The sequence below is a fragment of the Pantoea sp. CS_6 genome (assembly GCF_041954745.1).
GTDB lineage: Bacteria > Pseudomonadota > Gammaproteobacteria > Enterobacterales > Enterobacteriaceae > Pantoea > Pantoea stewartii.
The window spans coordinates 14821-29763 of the sequence record NZ_JAVAYG010000005.1; the positions used below are offsets into that span (position 1 = coordinate 14821).

Consider the following 14943-nt stretch of genomic DNA (forward strand, 5'->3'; position numbering starts at 1 on the left):
ACAGGCCATCAGCCACTGGCGCGCTGGATCGCGCCAGTGATCTACGCGTCGATTTCCGGACTCGCGCACGGTGCAAAGCCCGTTCCTTAACGACCACTGTAAGCCTGGGTAACCTGGCGCGCTTCCCGAATGACCAGCGCGCCCAGTTCGGTAATGCGATCGTCAGTCATGCGGGCAATTGGACCCGAAATCGACAGCGCGGCAAAAGGCTCGCCGTGTTCGTCATAAATGGGTGCCGCCACGCAACGCAAGCCGAGCGCATGCTCTTCGTCATCGAAAGAAAATCCACGGGTACGTATTTGTGCCAGGTTAGTTTTCAGGCTCTGCGGAGACATCAGCGTATTGGGTGTGTAGTAATGCAGGCCCTTCTGGTGCAGCAGCGCGGTCACTTTGTCGTCGCTGAGATGGGCAAGAAAGGCTTTGCCCGCTCCGGAAGCATGCATGGGCAGCTTGCCGCCTATCGGTGCGGACATGCGCATGAGCTGCGTGCACTGTACCTGGTCAATAATGACCGCCTGGAAGTCGCTCAGGTCCAGCACCGCCAGATTGACCGTTTCGCCCGAACTCTCCATCAGTGAACGTAACACCGGATGCACCAGCGCCAGCAGGTTGCGGCTCTGCAAAAAACTGCTTCCAACCACAAACGCATGCGCGCCGATTGTCCAGAAACCCAGATCGCCCACCTGGCGTACAAAGCCCTGCTGCTGCATTGTGGTCAGCAGACGATGGGTGGTCGAGTTTGGTAAACCCGCCTGTTGTGCCAGTTCGGTAAGTGCCACGCTACCCTGTGAACTGGCGATCAACTCCAGCAACGTCAGCCCCCGTGTCAGTGACTGAACCTGACCGCCAGCCGGAGCGGGAGGTGCCGACGTGCTGCGAGGTTTTTTACCGCGTTTGGCGGCAACAGGCGTAGCCATAGAGTCTCTCCTTTCACATAGTGGAAACCATTTTCGTTTTAATCACCGTAAATGCAAACGCTGGTGCGCTGGTCAGACCTGCTCTCCGTCTCCGCAATCCGCCGGGCCTGACCGGATGTGAAGGCACACGCTGGAATGAAACCTGTGGGGGTAATTTGCGATGTGATCAGGCGCGTCAAGGTGAGGCAGATATTTTAGTCATCCTGCCAGCCGCTATGTTGCGGTGGCGCAAAGCCAGCGCGATCGGGTGGAAGATTATTCGGCTGTAAAAACACGTCGGTGAGCGGCGTGGCGCGCGGGCCTTTCAGCTGAGGACGACGCAGACACAAAAGAAGGCAGCCCGCAGGCTGCCCTCTTTATCAGTTGAACCGCGCATCGCGATCCGAGGTCATGTCATACAGCTGGTACTTGCGTCCCAGCATCTGACCGCCATCGCGGGTGAGCGGAACCCAGTTAATCTGCGCACGGCCACGCGTTGGTGTCACGGTAAACAGATCCATTGGGATGGAAATGTAGAAACCTTTCGTAAAGTCGCCTTCGCCGTACTGCTGAGAGGAGACATTGGTTTTGGTCGCATAGACGCCGACCATGACGCCGCTGTCGAAGCGTTTAGAGACATCCAGCGTGACGCCTTTATCCTTCGCCAGATACTGGCCGATACTGGCCTTAACCAACACATCTTCCGCAAACCACGGCCGCCAGTAACCTGTCAGGTTGCCGGTCGGGGCTTCGTAATGCGTAAACCGCATCATGTCGTTCCAGTCACGCTGGCGCACATAGTTGGCGTCTACGCCCACCGCCCAGTTGCTGTCCACCGGACGATAAAGCACTTCGCCCCCGACACCACCGTACATGGTTTCCAGATAGCCGCCATAGACCTGGCCGTAGAAACCATTGCCCAGATAATCCATGTAGTTAGCCTGCAGATCGTTGACGTAAACGTTGTTCTCAACGTAGTCACGAATATGCGTACGCACGCGGGGCAGGGTGGAATCGGCGGGGGCACCGTTGTAATTGAATTTGTTATAGTTATTTGCCACGTTAGCAAACAGGCTGCCACTGACCAGCAGATGATTGGTCAGCCAGTAATCGACGTTGCCCATGACGCCGACCTGATACAGATAAAAGCTCTCCGGGCCGCCGACAGACTGATTGAGTACCGGAGACAGACCGTAATCCAGGCGATCTTTGCGAATAAACATCCCCTGCTCGGTCTGACCCGGATCGACCGGATTTTTGCGTACCTGCTGCAGAGACTGCTCATGTCCTAACGGGTAGCCAGTCAGATCATTACGCAGGCTGGCAACGGACGTTTCTGTCGTCACCTGCGGCATATTGAAGCGCGACTCTGTGACGTTAATCGTATCGATGCCGTCCGGCAGGTTGTTCATGATGATACGATTGGCGCGGTCGACCCCTTCGCGGGTATCGCGATATTTGGTCTGCTCGCCCGATACATACAGCGTATTGCCTTTGGTCTGGATTTTCGGGCCCGCCAGGCCTGCGTCGTACTTCAGCGCAGACAGCTGATTGCCTGTCACCGTGGTCTCCAGCAATTTCGGCTGCGGATGCGGATCATAGGCCGGTTTAGGGCTGTCGATATGATCCTGATGCATATCGTTAAAGTTAGTCCGGATGGTAAAGCCGAACATAAAGGTATTGCCGCGCTCATAGCTGGCATTGATATCCGCCCAGTCAGTTACGCGGTAGATCGCACCGACGTTAACTTTACTGCGCTGCGGCAGGCGTCCGGCAAAATCATCTTTATAATCATTGCCTTCATATTCCACTTTCAGGCGCAGCGGCTGCCACGGCGTTTGGTATTCAATACCGCCGAACACGGCAGAAGGGCCGTGAAACATCTGAGAACCGTTAATCGAGCCAGCCTGTCCCACGCCCGGGCGCTGACAGAAGCTGTCGCTGTAAGAGCAGAAGGGGTTGGAAACGGTTCCGCTGTTGCCCAGATAGCCCCAGCCAAAGCCCAGCGTAAAGTCAAAGGGCCCCCAGGCTTTGGTGGCGACCAGATATTCACTGTCAAATAAGCCGGTACCGCCAAGATCGCGCGTACCGAACGAGACTTCAGGTAACCAGTATCCTTCCTGCCACAGCCGCAGTTTCAGATCGAAGGCTTTATCTTTATAGCTTTGATTACCACTGAAACTCTCTACCGCACTGTAACGTCGTGTCCGAACATCGGTGTAGCGCACAGTCGTTTCCAGCCAGGGGAAAAGCTGTAATGAGGCGGAATAGTAGCGATACTGGTCATTATCGCGGAAGTTAAGGCTGAATTCGCCTTCTCTTGCCATTCGCGCGGTCGGTACCTGCATCAGCCCTACGCCGCCGAAATCAGACTGTGACGGCGTGACGGGCGCCTCATACATTTCCGCCTGCGCCTGGCAGGCGCTTGCTACTGAAACAGCCAACAGGCTGAGAAGATAACGTTTTTTCATCAGTCTGGTATCCGGTGAGTCAGAACAGAAACAAGGCGGCTATTCAGATCGTCAAAGGCGCCTGGCAGGCTCCATGAGGAAAAGCCCACAAAAATAATGCTGCCAGGTTCAGGTTCGACATGGCGATGGTTCCAGTAAGCAATCGGGACGTTCTGCGTCGTTCCGTCTGGCGCAATCACAACCGCGAAATTGCGTTCTGCGCCGGCCAGCCGTGGATGGTCATGCAGGTATTCCCGCACGGACTTGCCCGGTTGCCAGGCTTCGCGTCCGGCTCCGGCAATCGCGCCCAGCAGCAGCACATGATGACTGGGCTGAGTGAGATAGAGATCATAACGTCCGTCCAGGCGGCGGTTGTCTGCTGAATGCAGCCGGATGCGATCAGGATCCAGCGTGACGAACTGACGGCCCGTCACCTTCATGTTGCTGAACTGCCGAATCACCGCGTCAATGGCGGCGGCTTGTTCACCACTGCTGTCGGCCCGCCAGGTACGCAGCGCGGCCAGGGCCTGCTGATACTGCTGCCGGGCCTGGGCTGTCGCTCCCTGCTCAGCAATCACGGCCCGTCGCCAGTCGGTTCGGGCCATTAATGCGGGCTGCGTCACCAACTGCGCCAGATTTTCGACCTGATTGAGCTGCACGCTGGCGGTGTCCTGCGGAGCATGGACGGTAACCTGACCTGCGGCACGGGCACCCAGACTGGTAAGCAGGCTCACGCCTGCCAACAATAGCGTTATTTTTTTCATGATTTCGCCGGTTTCAGAATGGTGATTTCAACAGGGAAGGTATCGGCAGCAAGCATCTGTCGGGATTGCACGACCTGACCGCTGCTGTTATCGATCCAGAACGTGTTTTGCCACTCACGGCCAAGGCTGTCGATACGTAACGCCTCATGCCAGACGCGGCAGGGGATGCGGTTTCCGGCAATCGTCAGAACTTCATCATCGCCACGCTCGAAAGTGGAACTGACGGTGGCGCTCTGGAATTTGCCCTGCCCGGTCCACTGCACAATCCGCGTCCAGTGCTGGCCGTTGGTCAGCGACAGGCCTTTCGCCAGCGGATCCTGTTGCAGGTTACTGACGTTCATCAGGTTGTCGGGCAGGCCCAGCGTTTTAATCAGCCTGCCGTGGGCCGTTACCAGCATCGACTGGTCGCGCGTAATCCATTTTTGCTGGCCGTTTTCGTTGTAACCCAGCACGACAAAAATGCGTGGGCCGTCATTAATGCGTGCATACAGGCTGGCGTAGGGCAGCGCATCAATTTCCTGAGGCGTGACAGTGACATCTTTTGGCCCTTCGATGGCCATTATCACCGTCTGTTCGAGTCCTTTTTGCGTTTGTGTACAGGCCTGCAGCAGCAGGCAAACGAGCAGCAGCGGAAGTTGGCGCACAATGTGTCCCTGATAAATGATGCCAAAGTAAAAATAACCACACGAATGTGTGGTTATGATTAATGCTCCCATACCTCTGTTCTTTCAGCTGCCGACACGCTGGCGTCCTCGTCGCAACACACTCACCTGCGTAAATGCATCACGACTCACACGTTCGCGGCCTTGCTGCAGCCTAAAGAATCAGGGTACCCATCAACGTGTGGTGCCCGTTGTGGTCGTGGTAGTTGTACCCGTATTTGCCCCGTCACCACCGCCAGAAGCGGCAACGCCGAGTCCTACTAACGCGCCGAGCACGCCGATACCTACAGCGGTAGTCGTACCTGCGGAGATTGTCCCCGCCTGTGCGCCTGCTGCGGCACCAGCTTCTTCCGGTGCCGCATAAGCGCTGGAAGAGACGGCGACGAGTAATGCCAGACCGGCAATCATGCGTTTTTTCATAACAACACCTACATTGGTTGAATGAAGGATTGCTATCCAACACATTCGCGAAACAGAATAAACGGTTATCGCAAACCGAAGGACAGACCCATTATGGGCGCGTCCAGTATAGGGCAACAAAATACCAGAGTTGAGTAGTCTTAAAACCTGGTAAATGACGCGTAAAAAAACGGGGCAAATTAAGCGGATTCAGCGTTAACTTATTTTAAATTGGTGGATTTACCGTGAAAGGCCGGATATTTGTCTGTGAGTAAGAGGAAAGCAAAGCGGTTTCTACTTATTTAGTATCTTTTGGTACGGAATGAGAATAATCGGAATTACCTGAATAAGCGTAAAATCCAATCACCTTATAAAACAAGAGGTAAGAAGCATTGGCTTACCGTTTTAGATCCGGTTTTTAGTAGGGTGATGCGCTCTGCGCAGCGCGAGGTTCAGAATTGCCGCAGTGCATTTTAAGAATTTTCCAGTCTGCCAGCAGGCTTTTCAGATAAAAAGCAGCGTGCCCGATCGTGATGACAAAAAAAAGGCGGCCGGCAGGCCGCCTCTGTCACTATACGATTAGCGCCATTTCTTGTAGCAGTTAATTAAGGCGTTAGTCGAACTGTCATGACTGGTAATATTACTGTCATCTTCCAGCTCCGGCAGAATACGGTTAGCCAGCTGTTTGCCTAATTCCACGCCCCACTGGTCAAAAGTGAAGATATTCAGAATTGCCCCCTGGGTGAAGATCTTATGCTCGTAGAGCGCAATCAGCGCGCCCAGGCTGAATGGCGTGATTTCGCGCAACAGAATTGAGTTGGTCGGGCGGTTCCCTTCAAACACTTTAAACGGCACGATGTGCGCGACAGATTCCGCCGATTTACCCGCATCAGTAAATTCTTTCTGCACCACTTCGCGTGACTTACCAAATGCCAGCGCTTCGGTCTGAGCAAAGAAATTCGACAGCAGCTTAGGATGGTGATCGGCCAGGGCATTGTGGCTGATGGCAGGTGCAATAAAATCGCAAGGTACCAGTTTGGTGCCCTGGTGAATCAACTGATAGAACGCATGCTGGCCGTTGGTGCCGGGTTCACCCCAGATAATCGGGCCCGTCTGATAGGTCACCGGCTGGCCTGTGCGATCAACGTACTTCCCGTTCGACTCCATATTTCCCTGTTGGAAATAGGCTGCAAAACGGTGCATGTACTGATCGTAAGGCAGGATAGCTTCGGTTTCCGCGCCAAAGAAGTTGTTATACCAGATACCAATCAGCGCCAGCAGAACGGGGATATTCTTTTCGGCTGGCGTGGTAGAGAAGTGCTTATCCATGGCATGCGCGCCACTCAGCAACTGCTCAAAGTTCTCAAAACCAATCGACAGAATAATGGACAGGCCAATGGCCGACCACAGCGAATAGCGGCCGCCGACCCAGTCCCAGAACTCGAACATATTGTCGGTATCGATACCAAATTCGCCCACGGCTTTAGCATTGGTGGAGAGCGCAGCAAAGTGCTTCGCAACGTGTTGTTGATCGCCGGCCGTTTTCAGGAACCAGTCGCGTGCGCTGTGCGCATTGGTCATGGTTTCCTGGGTGGTAAAGGTTTTTGACGCCACCAGAAACAGCGTGGTTTCGGGGCTGAGGTCTTTCAGCGTTTCGGCGATGTGCGTGCCGTCAACGTTGGACACAAAATGCATGTTCAGGTGGTTTTTGTACGGGCGCAGTGCCTCAGTCACCATAAACGGCCCCAGATCGGAACCGCCGATACCAATGTTTACCACATCGGTGATCGGTTTGCCGGTGTAACCTTTCCAGTCACCGCCAATGATGCGCTCGGAGAAGCTTTTCATTTTCGCCAGCACCGCGTTGACTTCAGGCATCACATCTTTGCCATCCACCTTGATTGGCGTATTGCTGCGGTTGCGCAGGGCGACGTGCAGGACGGCGCGATCCTCCGTCCGGTTAATTTTTTCGCCCGAGAACATGGACGCAATCGCGCCGCTTAAATCGGTTTCTTTTGCCAGGGCCAGCAGTTTATCGAGCGTCTCCTGCGTGATGCGGTTTTTCGAGAAATCTACCAGCATCTGGTCGTCAAAGGTGGCTGAGAATTTAGCAAAACGATCGGCATCCTGGGCAAACAGGTCGGCGATTTTCGCCGTTTTCATCTGTTCATAATGCTCTTGCAGCGCTTTCCAGGCTGCGGTTTGGGTCGGATTGATATTTTTCATGGCAACACTCTTGTTGATATTAAGAACCGTCATTCCATCGGGGTCGCATCGTACCCGGTTAGCATTTCAGTATGACCACAGTTGCAACTGAAAGGAAAAACTTTGTCAGTGCGATGGTGTCAGCGCACGAATACAGCCCGTTTCGCAGTGGATGATGCGGCAATCATTCGGACTGTTTCCATGGGCGAAAGGCTGAAAAGTATGGCGCAACGGCAGCCCACGAACATTGTGCCGCATCAGAATGTGACGACGTTGCTGAAGCCATTTAGCACTGTAGTCGCAGAGATTAGGCAAAATTTGTTATCCGGTGCGCTCTGCATGAAAAATTGTCCCGTGACGGTCATTGACAGCAGGGCCAGAAATCGCTAAATCTATGCGCGCTACTTGCGCACCTGTGCGCAAGCCAGAAGAGGCGCGTCGACCAGGCAGTGTGTTGGAGGAACCGTATCCAGAGATAACACATCAGGGGGAGCGACGCCGAGGTGGTCAACATCACGGTGTGTTGGCTGTCGGCTACAGGGGCTGAATCCCCTGGGTTGTCACCAGAAACGTCCACAGTCGGACGTTTCGCAAGGTGGAGCGCTTCTGGGTGACTCGTCTATTCGATTTTACCCGTTTCTGCTCTTTCCTTGTGCTTAGGCTGAATTACTGTTTCTCATCTCTTAACGGGTGAGGGCAACGTATCCTGACACGAGGTCATACAATGTCTCTGAATCTGAATGTAGCGAAATTTGGCGGTACCAGCGTTGCCGATTTCGATGCCATGAACCGTAGCGCCGATGTGGTGTTGCAGGACAGCAATACCCGGCTGGTGGTGCTTTCTGCCTCTGCAGGCATCACCAATCTGCTGGTCTCCCTTGCCGAAGGTCAGGAGACATCGCAACGCGCGGCGCAGCTCGATGATATCCGCCGCATTCAATATGCCATCATCGATCGCCTGAACAATCCAGACGTTATCCGCGATGAAATCGACCGCATTATCGACAATATAGGCATGCTGTCTGACGCCGCGGCTCTCGCCACCTCCAGCGCCTTAACCGACGAACTGGTCAGCCACGGCGAACTCATGTCGACTCTGCTGTTTGTCGAGATCCTGCGTGAGCGCGGGGTCAATGCGGAATGGTTTGACGTGCGTAAAGTCATGCGCACCAACGATCGCTTTGGCCGTGCGGAGCCTGATGTTGCCGTACTGGCCGAGCAGGTCAGTGTGCAGTTGCAGCCGCGCATTGCCGCCGCTCTGGTGGTCACGCAGGGCTTTATCGGCAGCGAAGAAAAAGGACGCACCACCACGCTGGGCCGCGGCGGCAGTGATTATACGGCCGCCCTGCTGGGTGAAGCATTAAACGCTGCGCGCGTGGATATCTGGACAGACGTGCCGGGCATTTACACCACCGATCCGCGTGTAGTCCCGGCGGCTAAACGTATTGATGAAATCACTTTTGAAGAAGCGGCTGAAATGGCCACTTTTGGTGCCAAAGTTCTGCATCCTGCCACGCTGCTGCCCGCTGTCCGTAGCGACATTCCGGTGTTCGTCGGCTCCAGTAAAGATCCTGCAGCAGGCGGTACGCGCGTGTGCAATGAGACGGCGAATCCGCCGCTGTTCAGAGCGCTGGCGCTACGTCGCAAGCAAACCCTGGTCACGTTGCACAGCCTGAATATGTTGCATACGCCGGGCTTCCTGTCTGAAGTGTTCAATATCCTGGTGCGTCACAACGTGTCAGTGGATCTGATTACCACCTCGGAAGTCAGCGTCGCGTTGACGCTGGATACGACCGGCTCGACTTCAACCGGCGACCATCTGCTGAGCCAGGCGTTGTTAACCGAGCTCTCATCCCTGTGTCGGGTGGAAGTAGAGGAAAACCTGGCGCTGGTGGCCATAATCGGCAATGAACTGTCGAAAGCCTGTGGGGTAGGTAAAGAGGTGTTTGGCGTACTTGAGCCCTTTAACCTGCGCATGATTTGCTACGGAGCCAGCAGCTATAACCTCTGCTTCCTGGTGCCAGGTGACGATGCGGAAAGTGTGGTGCGTACGCTGCACCACAACTTGTTTGAATAAGCGCCGCTGACATCAAAAGAAAGCCGGACCCTGTCCGGCTTTTTACTGACCGGCTGTGATGCCGCCGGACATCATTCCACGCACGTCGCTGATTTTGCTAAAAGGATGTTTGTTGATGCTTGCCACCTTAACCCGTCTGTTCCCCCTGTGGGCCGTCCTGTTGTCTGTCGCGGCTTACTACTCGCCCACCACCTTTCTTGGCATTGGCCCGTGGGTCGCGTATCTGCTGATGCTGATTATGTTCGGTATGGGCGTCACGCTGAATATCAATGATTTCAAACGCGTCTTAACCCGTCCGGCACCGGTGCTTATAGGTACATTCCTGCACTATCTGGTGATGCCCCTGGCGGCATGGGCGCTGGCAAAACTGTTTAACATGCCGCCCGATCTGGCTGCCGGGATGATTCTGGTGGGCAGCGTTGCCAGTGGAACCGCCTCGAACGTGATGATTTATCTGGCAAAAGGCGATGTGGCGCTCTCGGTGACCATCTCCTCGGTGTCCGCGCTGGTCGGGGTATTTGCCACGCCACTGCTGACCCGTTTTTATGTGGATACGCATATTCAGGTTGATGTTGCCGGTATGCTGCTGAGCATCATCAGGATCGTCGTGATCCCTATCGGGTTAGGGTTGATCATTCACCACACGTTTAACGGTCTGGTTCGTCGGGTAGAGCCTTATCTTCCCGCTTTTTCAATGGTGTGTATTCTGCTGATCATCAGTGCTGTGGTCGCCGGTAGCCAGAGCTTTATTGCCTCGGTTGGCGTGATGGTGATCGCCGCCGTCATGTTACATAACGCTATTGGTCTGCTCGGCGGTTACTGGGGCGGCAAGCTGTTTGGCTTTGATGAATCTACCTGCCGCACGCTGGCGCTGGAAGTGGGCATGCAGAATTCAGGGCTGGCGGCGACGCTGGGTAAACTGTATTTCTCGCCACTGGCTGCACTGCCGGGGGCGTTGTTTTCCGTCTGGCACAACCTTTCCGGTTCCCTGCTGGCGGGCTACTGGTCCGGTAAGCCCACAGATAAAAAGCCGTCATCCCGTCCCTGAGAGACACAGTGCGCAGGCCAAACGGCCTTCGCACTTTCTTTAGTCATAATCCCGCTCATCGTCAGGCTGCTCCAGAACCGTGTAAGCGACCGCGCAAAACAGCGAGTTCAGACGCTTCATATCGCCCAGCAAGCCCAGGTGCAGCGAACTGGTTTCAATGCTCTGAATGTTCTGCTGATGTAACCGATCAACATGCGAGTGTGAATAGCGGCGTATTTTCAGGCGAAAGCGGTGTTTGGCGCGGCGTAGCCGCTTAGCGCTGGTAACATCGTGAGATAAAAATACCGACAGGCTCAGCCGTAGATTCGCGATAAGCTGCTCATGCAAGGCTTCCAGCTCTTTCAGGCCCTCAGGCGAAAAGGTTCGCCGGGCAGCCAGAGATTTATCGGCGACGTCCCCGCTCATGCGCTCGATAATGTCACCGGCCTGCTCCAGATTCAGCGACATTTCTATGATTTGCCCCCAGCGGCGGGAATCCTCCTCTGATAAATCCTCTTTCGGCATGCGCGCCAGATAGAGTTTGATGGCGGTATACAGGACATCCACATCATCATCCAGCCGCCGTACCGTGCGTTCTGCCCGCGACTCGCCGCGCACCACCTGCAGAAACGTATCCAGCATCTGCTCCAGCACGTCGCCCATACGCAACGCTTCGCGCGCAGCATTCACCAGCGCCAGAGCGGGCGTATCCAGCGCGCTGCTGTCAAGGTGTCTGGGTTTTAGCGTGACGTCACTTTCGGCATCGTCCGCAATCAGTCGACGGCACAGGCGTGCCATCGCATCGGCAAAGGGCACCATGATAATGCAGCGAAACAGGTTGTAGAAAACGTGAAAGAAGATCACCAGCTCTTCGTCATTAACGGGCAGTTTATCCAGCCAGCCCGCTACGGTTTCAACAAAGGGCAGAATTATTACACAGCCCGTCAGCTTAAACAGAAAGCTGCCCATTGCAACGCGTTTCCCGGCCGCATTGGAACCGCTGCCGTTAATAACCGCCAGTAAGCCGCTGCCCAGGTTCGCGCCGATTACCAGGCACAGGGCCACCTTGAAGGCGATCACGCCTGTGGCGGTCAGTGTGGCGGTAATCAGCACGGCGGCGAGACTGGAGTAGCTGATAATGGCAAAGACCGCTCCGAGCAGAGCGTCCAGCATTACGTCACCGGTTAAACTGGAAAACAGAACCTGCACGCCAGCCGCCTGGGTAATCGGTCGGGCGGCTTCAACAATCAGCTGTAGCGCCAGCAGAATTAACCCCAGACCTATGCTGGTCCGGCCAAGCTGACCTGCCCGGCTTTGTTTGCGACTCAGGAAGAAAACCACGCCAAAAAAGATAAACAGCGGGGAAAGCCAGGAGAGATCGAATGTCAGGACGCGCGCCATAATGGCCGTACCGACGTCAGCGCCCAGTATCACTACCAGAGCGGGTGTCAGGCTGACAAGATTTTGAGCCACAAACGAGGTCACCAGCAGCGTGGTGGCATTACTGCTTTGCACCAGCATCGTTACGCCGATACCGGCAAGAAACGCCATCGGCTTCTTTTCCACGCTGCGACTGAGCACCCGGCGCAAATCGGCCCCGTAAACGCGCATAATGCCGGAGCGCGTAATGTGCGTGCCCCAGACCAGAAGCGCAACGGCAGACAGTAAGTTAAGCAGGGTTAACACGTAACGTTGCTCCTCAACCATCAGGCTTACGGCATGACAGATTGCCAGCCTGATGGAGAGCGCAATCTGCGAACATGGCTGCCGGACGTTGCGAACTTTTTTCCAGTGTTTTAAATGACCTGCGCAGCGTCGGCCCCTTTAAATGTAGACCACTCTGCGGATACCTCACGACAAATCCGGCTGGCCTCAGGCGGACCTTTCCCGCCGTGCGCGGCCGGTGCGCTTTTTTCTGTGGTCAGTGAAGGGCATGGCGACAAAGTCAGTACGGCAGGGGATCAGCGGAATAACGGCAACAGAAGGACGGGTTGTGCCGTTTGCCCAACCCGCCAGACCCGGGGCGGCAGTTTACTGTATTCCTGCCGCCAGAAGCGGGAAGAGGGTCAGAGCGAAACCTGTGCCAGCAGATCGTGATGCACCGGCTTGTCATGAGGAACGCCGAGCAGTGTACACAGCGTGCCGCAGAGATCGGTTTGTTGCAATTCCAGCCCAGGCTTTAGCGAGAACCCGTTACCAAAGACAAACAGGGGAACGGTCGTTTCCTCCGGCAGCATGCCACCATGTGAGCGGTCGTCGTTCATGCCATGGTCGGCGGTCACCATCACCTGATAGCCTTCTGCCAGCCAGCCAGGCATCCATTGCGACAGGTAACCATCCGCCATGCGTGCCCGGTTACGATACTGGGGCGAGGACAGGCCATGTTGATGACCGGCATAATCGATATTCATCGGATGGATGAGGAGGAAGTCCGGGTTGTGCCGCAACCTCAGGCTCTCGGCATCTTCAAACAGGTGCGAATCGGGGTAACTGTCGTCAACGTAAAAGTGCCCGAACTGGACAGGCAGGGCCGGCGCTTCGGTATGACGATCGCGCGCGGGCTCGAAAGGGCTGCGGTTGTAAAGTTCACTGATCCAGTGATAAGCCGCTGCGGCGGTGGTCAGGCCCGCATCACGCGCATAGTGAAATACGCTCTGTTCGTGACTCAGGCGGTTTACCCCGTTGTGGATGATTCCACTTTGCACAGGCGCAACACCGGTCAGAATGCATTCATACAGCGGACGCGACAGAGAAGGCAGTGCACAGGTGAGATGATAATAATGCCCTTTACCTTGCGCACATTCTGCGTGCAGATAACCCATCGCATGATGGGCAACGTGATGGCTCAGGCCGTCCAGAATCACCAGAATTGTTTTCATGTTGTCCTCTCTTGCTGCGGCGTCTTCACGCCACAGGGGGCGTTTGTCTGCGTCTCTGACGTCGGGCTGTTTTAACGCCGCCAACGCAACGCCGTCCGGCCGCATCTTAATAGTTGAGTAAGTGCACACTAACCTGACGTAATCCCGTAACCGTTAATGCGGGACAGATTAAGCCTGGCCGGGCCTGAACGCCGCTGTTGGCTGCGCGGAGAGCAACGCAGCGTGTTACCTCAGGACGCTTATCCATTGAGTCGGGTATGGAAGCGGGCGCTAGCTGATTGCCGGGGTTGAAAAACCGAGCCAATGTAAATGTCGGATGTGAAAACCGTATGACAGGACGGCACGACGGAGTGAGTCTGCCAGCCGATATGATCGGTCTGTCCGGTTGGCTTTCATCAAAAGACAGGTTCGTACGGTCCCGGCGGTATAACCCAGGATGCCGGGGCTGGCATTCCATCGCGCAGTCTGGTGATTTGAAAGACGCTCTTAAGTAAGCCTGACGGCTATATTGTGATTTACGTCACACTAAAGCATGATAATGCCAGAAAACATCCCTTTATTTTCGAGGCGTGAAATGAGTGATAAAAACCCGATAGCACAAAAGATAGCGCGCCTGATGCAATGGGTGCTGAATGCAGGATTGCTGATTCTGGCGTTCATTTTAATGGTCTTCCTGGGCAAAGAGACGGTCCATTTAGCTAACGTCCTGTTCAGCACGGGCGAGCAGGCGTCCTCCTATCTTCTAATCGAAGGCATCGTGATTTACTTCCTTTACTTTGAGTTTATTGCCCTCATCGTGAAGTACTTCCAGTCGGGTTACCATTTCCCGTTACGCTACTTCGTCTATATCGGCATCACGGCTATCATCAGGCTGATTATCGTCGACCACAAAAATCCCTTTGATACGCTGTGCTACTCGGCAGCTATTCTGCTGCTGGTTATCACCCTGTGGCTGGCAAACAGTAACCGGCTTAAGCGCGAATAACCTCGCGTTTGCATGATGGACGGGTGTGCCGTGAATCGCTCTGCGCTAAACTACCTGCCTGAAAATTTTTGGGGGAAAGTGTCATGACGCAAGACCCGCTCCGTTTATTACGTTCACTCAACTGGCTGGCGCTGGACGGTGCTGCTCTGTCGCCATCACTTCGTGACTGGCTGATGGAGGAGGACTCTATGACCAGGCGCTTCGAACAGCATTGCCAGAAGGTCAGGGTGGAGCCCGTTCGTGAAGGGTTTATCCACGCGGACGAATTAGGTGACGAAGGTGCGCTGTTACCCGCTGATCAGCGCTTCTGGCTGCGTGAAGTGATCCTGTACGGCGACGAACAACCCTGGCTGGCTGGACGCACGCTGGTGCCTGAAAGCACCCTAAACGGTCCCGAAGCGATGTTGCAGCAGCTCGGAACGCGACCGCTGGGACGTTACCTGTTCTCCTCTTCAACCCTGACCCGCGATTTTATCGAGCCCGGAAACGTTGAATCGCTGTGGGGACGTCGGTCGCGCCTGCGTTTATCGGGGAAGCCCCTGCTACTAACCGAATTATTTTTACCGGCGTCGCCGGTTTACCGTTACCAGGGTTAAGGA

At 55.1% G+C, this 14943-nt stretch carries 12 protein-coding genes and 1 riboswitch; of the genes, 4 read left to right on the top strand and 8 right to left on the bottom strand.

The features are described from left to right. Nucleotides 1-86: 86 nt before the first annotated feature. The 6 genes from iclR to pgi all read right to left on the bottom strand — a co-directional run bounded on the left by iclR (nucleotide 87) and on the right by pgi (nucleotide 7397). A complete protein-coding gene (gene iclR / locus RAC90_RS08895; RefSeq protein ID WP_039339083.1) occupies nucleotides 87-917 on the bottom strand; it encodes a glyoxylate bypass operon transcriptional repressor IclR in 831 nt (276 codons plus the stop codon). 359 nt (nucleotides 918-1276) lie between these two features. After that, complete coding sequence (locus RAC90_RS08900) at nucleotides 1277-3367, bottom strand: YjbH domain-containing protein (protein ID WP_006121538.1); 2091 nt, start codon at nucleotides 3365-3367, stop codon at nucleotides 1277-1279. Then, entirely contained in the window at nucleotides 3367-4110 is a 744-nt protein-coding gene (locus RAC90_RS08905) for a capsule biosynthesis GfcC family protein (protein ID WP_367143492.1), read from the bottom strand. Before RAC90_RS08905 ends, RAC90_RS08900 begins: the two co-directional genes overlap by 1 nt. Further along, the gene (locus RAC90_RS08910) at nucleotides 4107-4754 is read right to left on the bottom strand and encodes a YjbF family lipoprotein (RefSeq protein ID WP_006121542.1); all 648 of its coding nucleotides are present in this window, start codon (nucleotides 4752-4754) and stop codon (nucleotides 4107-4109) included. Before RAC90_RS08910 ends, RAC90_RS08905 begins: the two co-directional genes overlap by 4 nt. 192 nt (nucleotides 4755-4946) lie before the next feature. After that, the gene (gene yjbE / locus RAC90_RS08915) at nucleotides 4947-5192 is read right to left on the bottom strand and encodes an exopolysaccharide production protein YjbE (RefSeq protein WP_006121543.1); all 246 of its coding nucleotides are present in this window, start codon (nucleotides 5190-5192) and stop codon (nucleotides 4947-4949) included. Between the two features lie 558 nt (nucleotides 5193-5750). After that, entirely contained in the window at nucleotides 5751-7397 is a 1647-nt protein-coding gene (gene pgi / locus RAC90_RS08920; protein ID WP_033738948.1) for a glucose-6-phosphate isomerase, read from the bottom strand. Nucleotides 7398-7796: 399 nt separating this feature from the next. Further along, nucleotides 7797-7990: riboswitch (Lysine riboswitch) on the top strand. A 110-nt stretch (nucleotides 7991-8100) separates the two neighbouring features. Here pgi and lysC point away from each other — a divergent pair. Together lysC and panS are read left to right on the top strand one after the other, a co-directional pair. Then, nucleotides 8101-9453: a lysine-sensitive aspartokinase 3 gene (gene lysC, locus RAC90_RS08925; RefSeq protein ID WP_006121545.1), complete on the top strand. Its 1353-nt coding sequence runs from the start codon at nucleotides 8101-8103 to the stop codon at nucleotides 9451-9453. A 115-nt stretch (nucleotides 9454-9568) separates the two neighbouring features. Beyond that, nucleotides 9569-10501, top strand: a complete 933-nt coding sequence (gene panS, locus RAC90_RS08930) for a ketopantoate/pantoate/pantothenate transporter PanS (RefSeq protein ID WP_375124253.1) — start codon at nucleotides 9569-9571, stop codon at nucleotides 10499-10501. A gap of 39 nt (nucleotides 10502-10540) precedes the next feature. On the opposite strand, the gene RAC90_RS08935 is transcribed toward panS, so the two are convergent. Both RAC90_RS08935 and RAC90_RS08940 read right to left on the bottom strand, forming a co-directional pair. Continuing rightward, nucleotides 10541-12166: a Na/Pi cotransporter family protein gene (locus RAC90_RS08935; protein WP_006121547.1), complete on the bottom strand. Its 1626-nt coding sequence runs from the start codon at nucleotides 12164-12166 to the stop codon at nucleotides 10541-10543. A 380-nt stretch (nucleotides 12167-12546) separates the two neighbouring features. After that, the gene (locus tag RAC90_RS08940; RefSeq protein WP_367143488.1) at nucleotides 12547-13359 is read right to left on the bottom strand and encodes an alkaline phosphatase family protein; all 813 of its coding nucleotides are present in this window, start codon (nucleotides 13357-13359) and stop codon (nucleotides 12547-12549) included. Between the two features lie 574 nt (nucleotides 13360-13933). On the opposite strand from RAC90_RS08940, the gene psiE reads away from it, so the two are divergent. Continuing rightward, nucleotides 13934-14344 carry a phosphate-starvation-inducible protein PsiE gene (gene psiE / locus RAC90_RS08945; RefSeq protein ID WP_006121549.1) on the top strand — a complete coding sequence of 137 codons (411 nt, stop codon included), beginning with the start codon at nucleotides 13934-13936 and terminating at the stop codon, nucleotides 14342-14344. Between the two features lie 83 nt (nucleotides 14345-14427). After that, complete coding sequence (gene ubiC, locus RAC90_RS08950; RefSeq protein WP_006121550.1) at nucleotides 14428-14940, top strand: chorismate lyase; 513 nt, start codon at nucleotides 14428-14430, stop codon at nucleotides 14938-14940. Nucleotides 14941-14943 lie beyond the last annotated feature (3 nt).

Bases quoted from the DNA above. Each gene is read 5' to 3' on its own strand.
- iclR (WP_039339083.1), bottom strand. From the start codon at position 917: ATGGCTACGCCTGTTGCCGCCAAACGCGGTAAAAAACCTCGCAGCACG.
- RAC90_RS08900 (WP_006121538.1), bottom strand. From the start codon at position 3,367: ATGAAAAAACGTTATCTTCTCAGCCTGTTGGCTGTTTCAGTAGCAAGC.
- RAC90_RS08905 (WP_367143492.1), bottom strand. From the start codon at position 4,110: ATGAAAAAAATAACGCTATTGTTGGCAGGCGTGAGCCTGCTTACCAGT.
- yjbE (WP_006121543.1), bottom strand. From the start codon at position 5,192: ATGAAAAAACGCATGATTGCCGGTCTGGCATTACTCGTCGCCGTCTCT.
- pgi (WP_033738948.1), bottom strand. From the start codon at position 7,397: ATGAAAAATATCAATCCGACCCAAACCGCAGCCTGGAAAGCGCTGCAA.
- lysC (WP_006121545.1), top strand. From the start codon at position 8,101: ATGTCTCTGAATCTGAATGTAGCGAAATTTGGCGGTACCAGCGTTGCC.
- panS (WP_375124253.1), top strand. From the start codon at position 9,569: ATGCTTGCCACCTTAACCCGTCTGTTCCCCCTGTGGGCCGTCCTGTTG.
- RAC90_RS08940 (WP_367143488.1), bottom strand. From the start codon at position 13,359: ATGAAAACAATTCTGGTGATTCTGGACGGCCTGAGCCATCACGTTGCC.
- psiE (WP_006121549.1), top strand. From the start codon at position 13,934: ATGAGTGATAAAAACCCGATAGCACAAAAGATAGCGCGCCTGATGCAA.
- ubiC (WP_006121550.1), top strand. From the start codon at position 14,428: ATGACGCAAGACCCGCTCCGTTTATTACGTTCACTCAACTGGCTGGCG.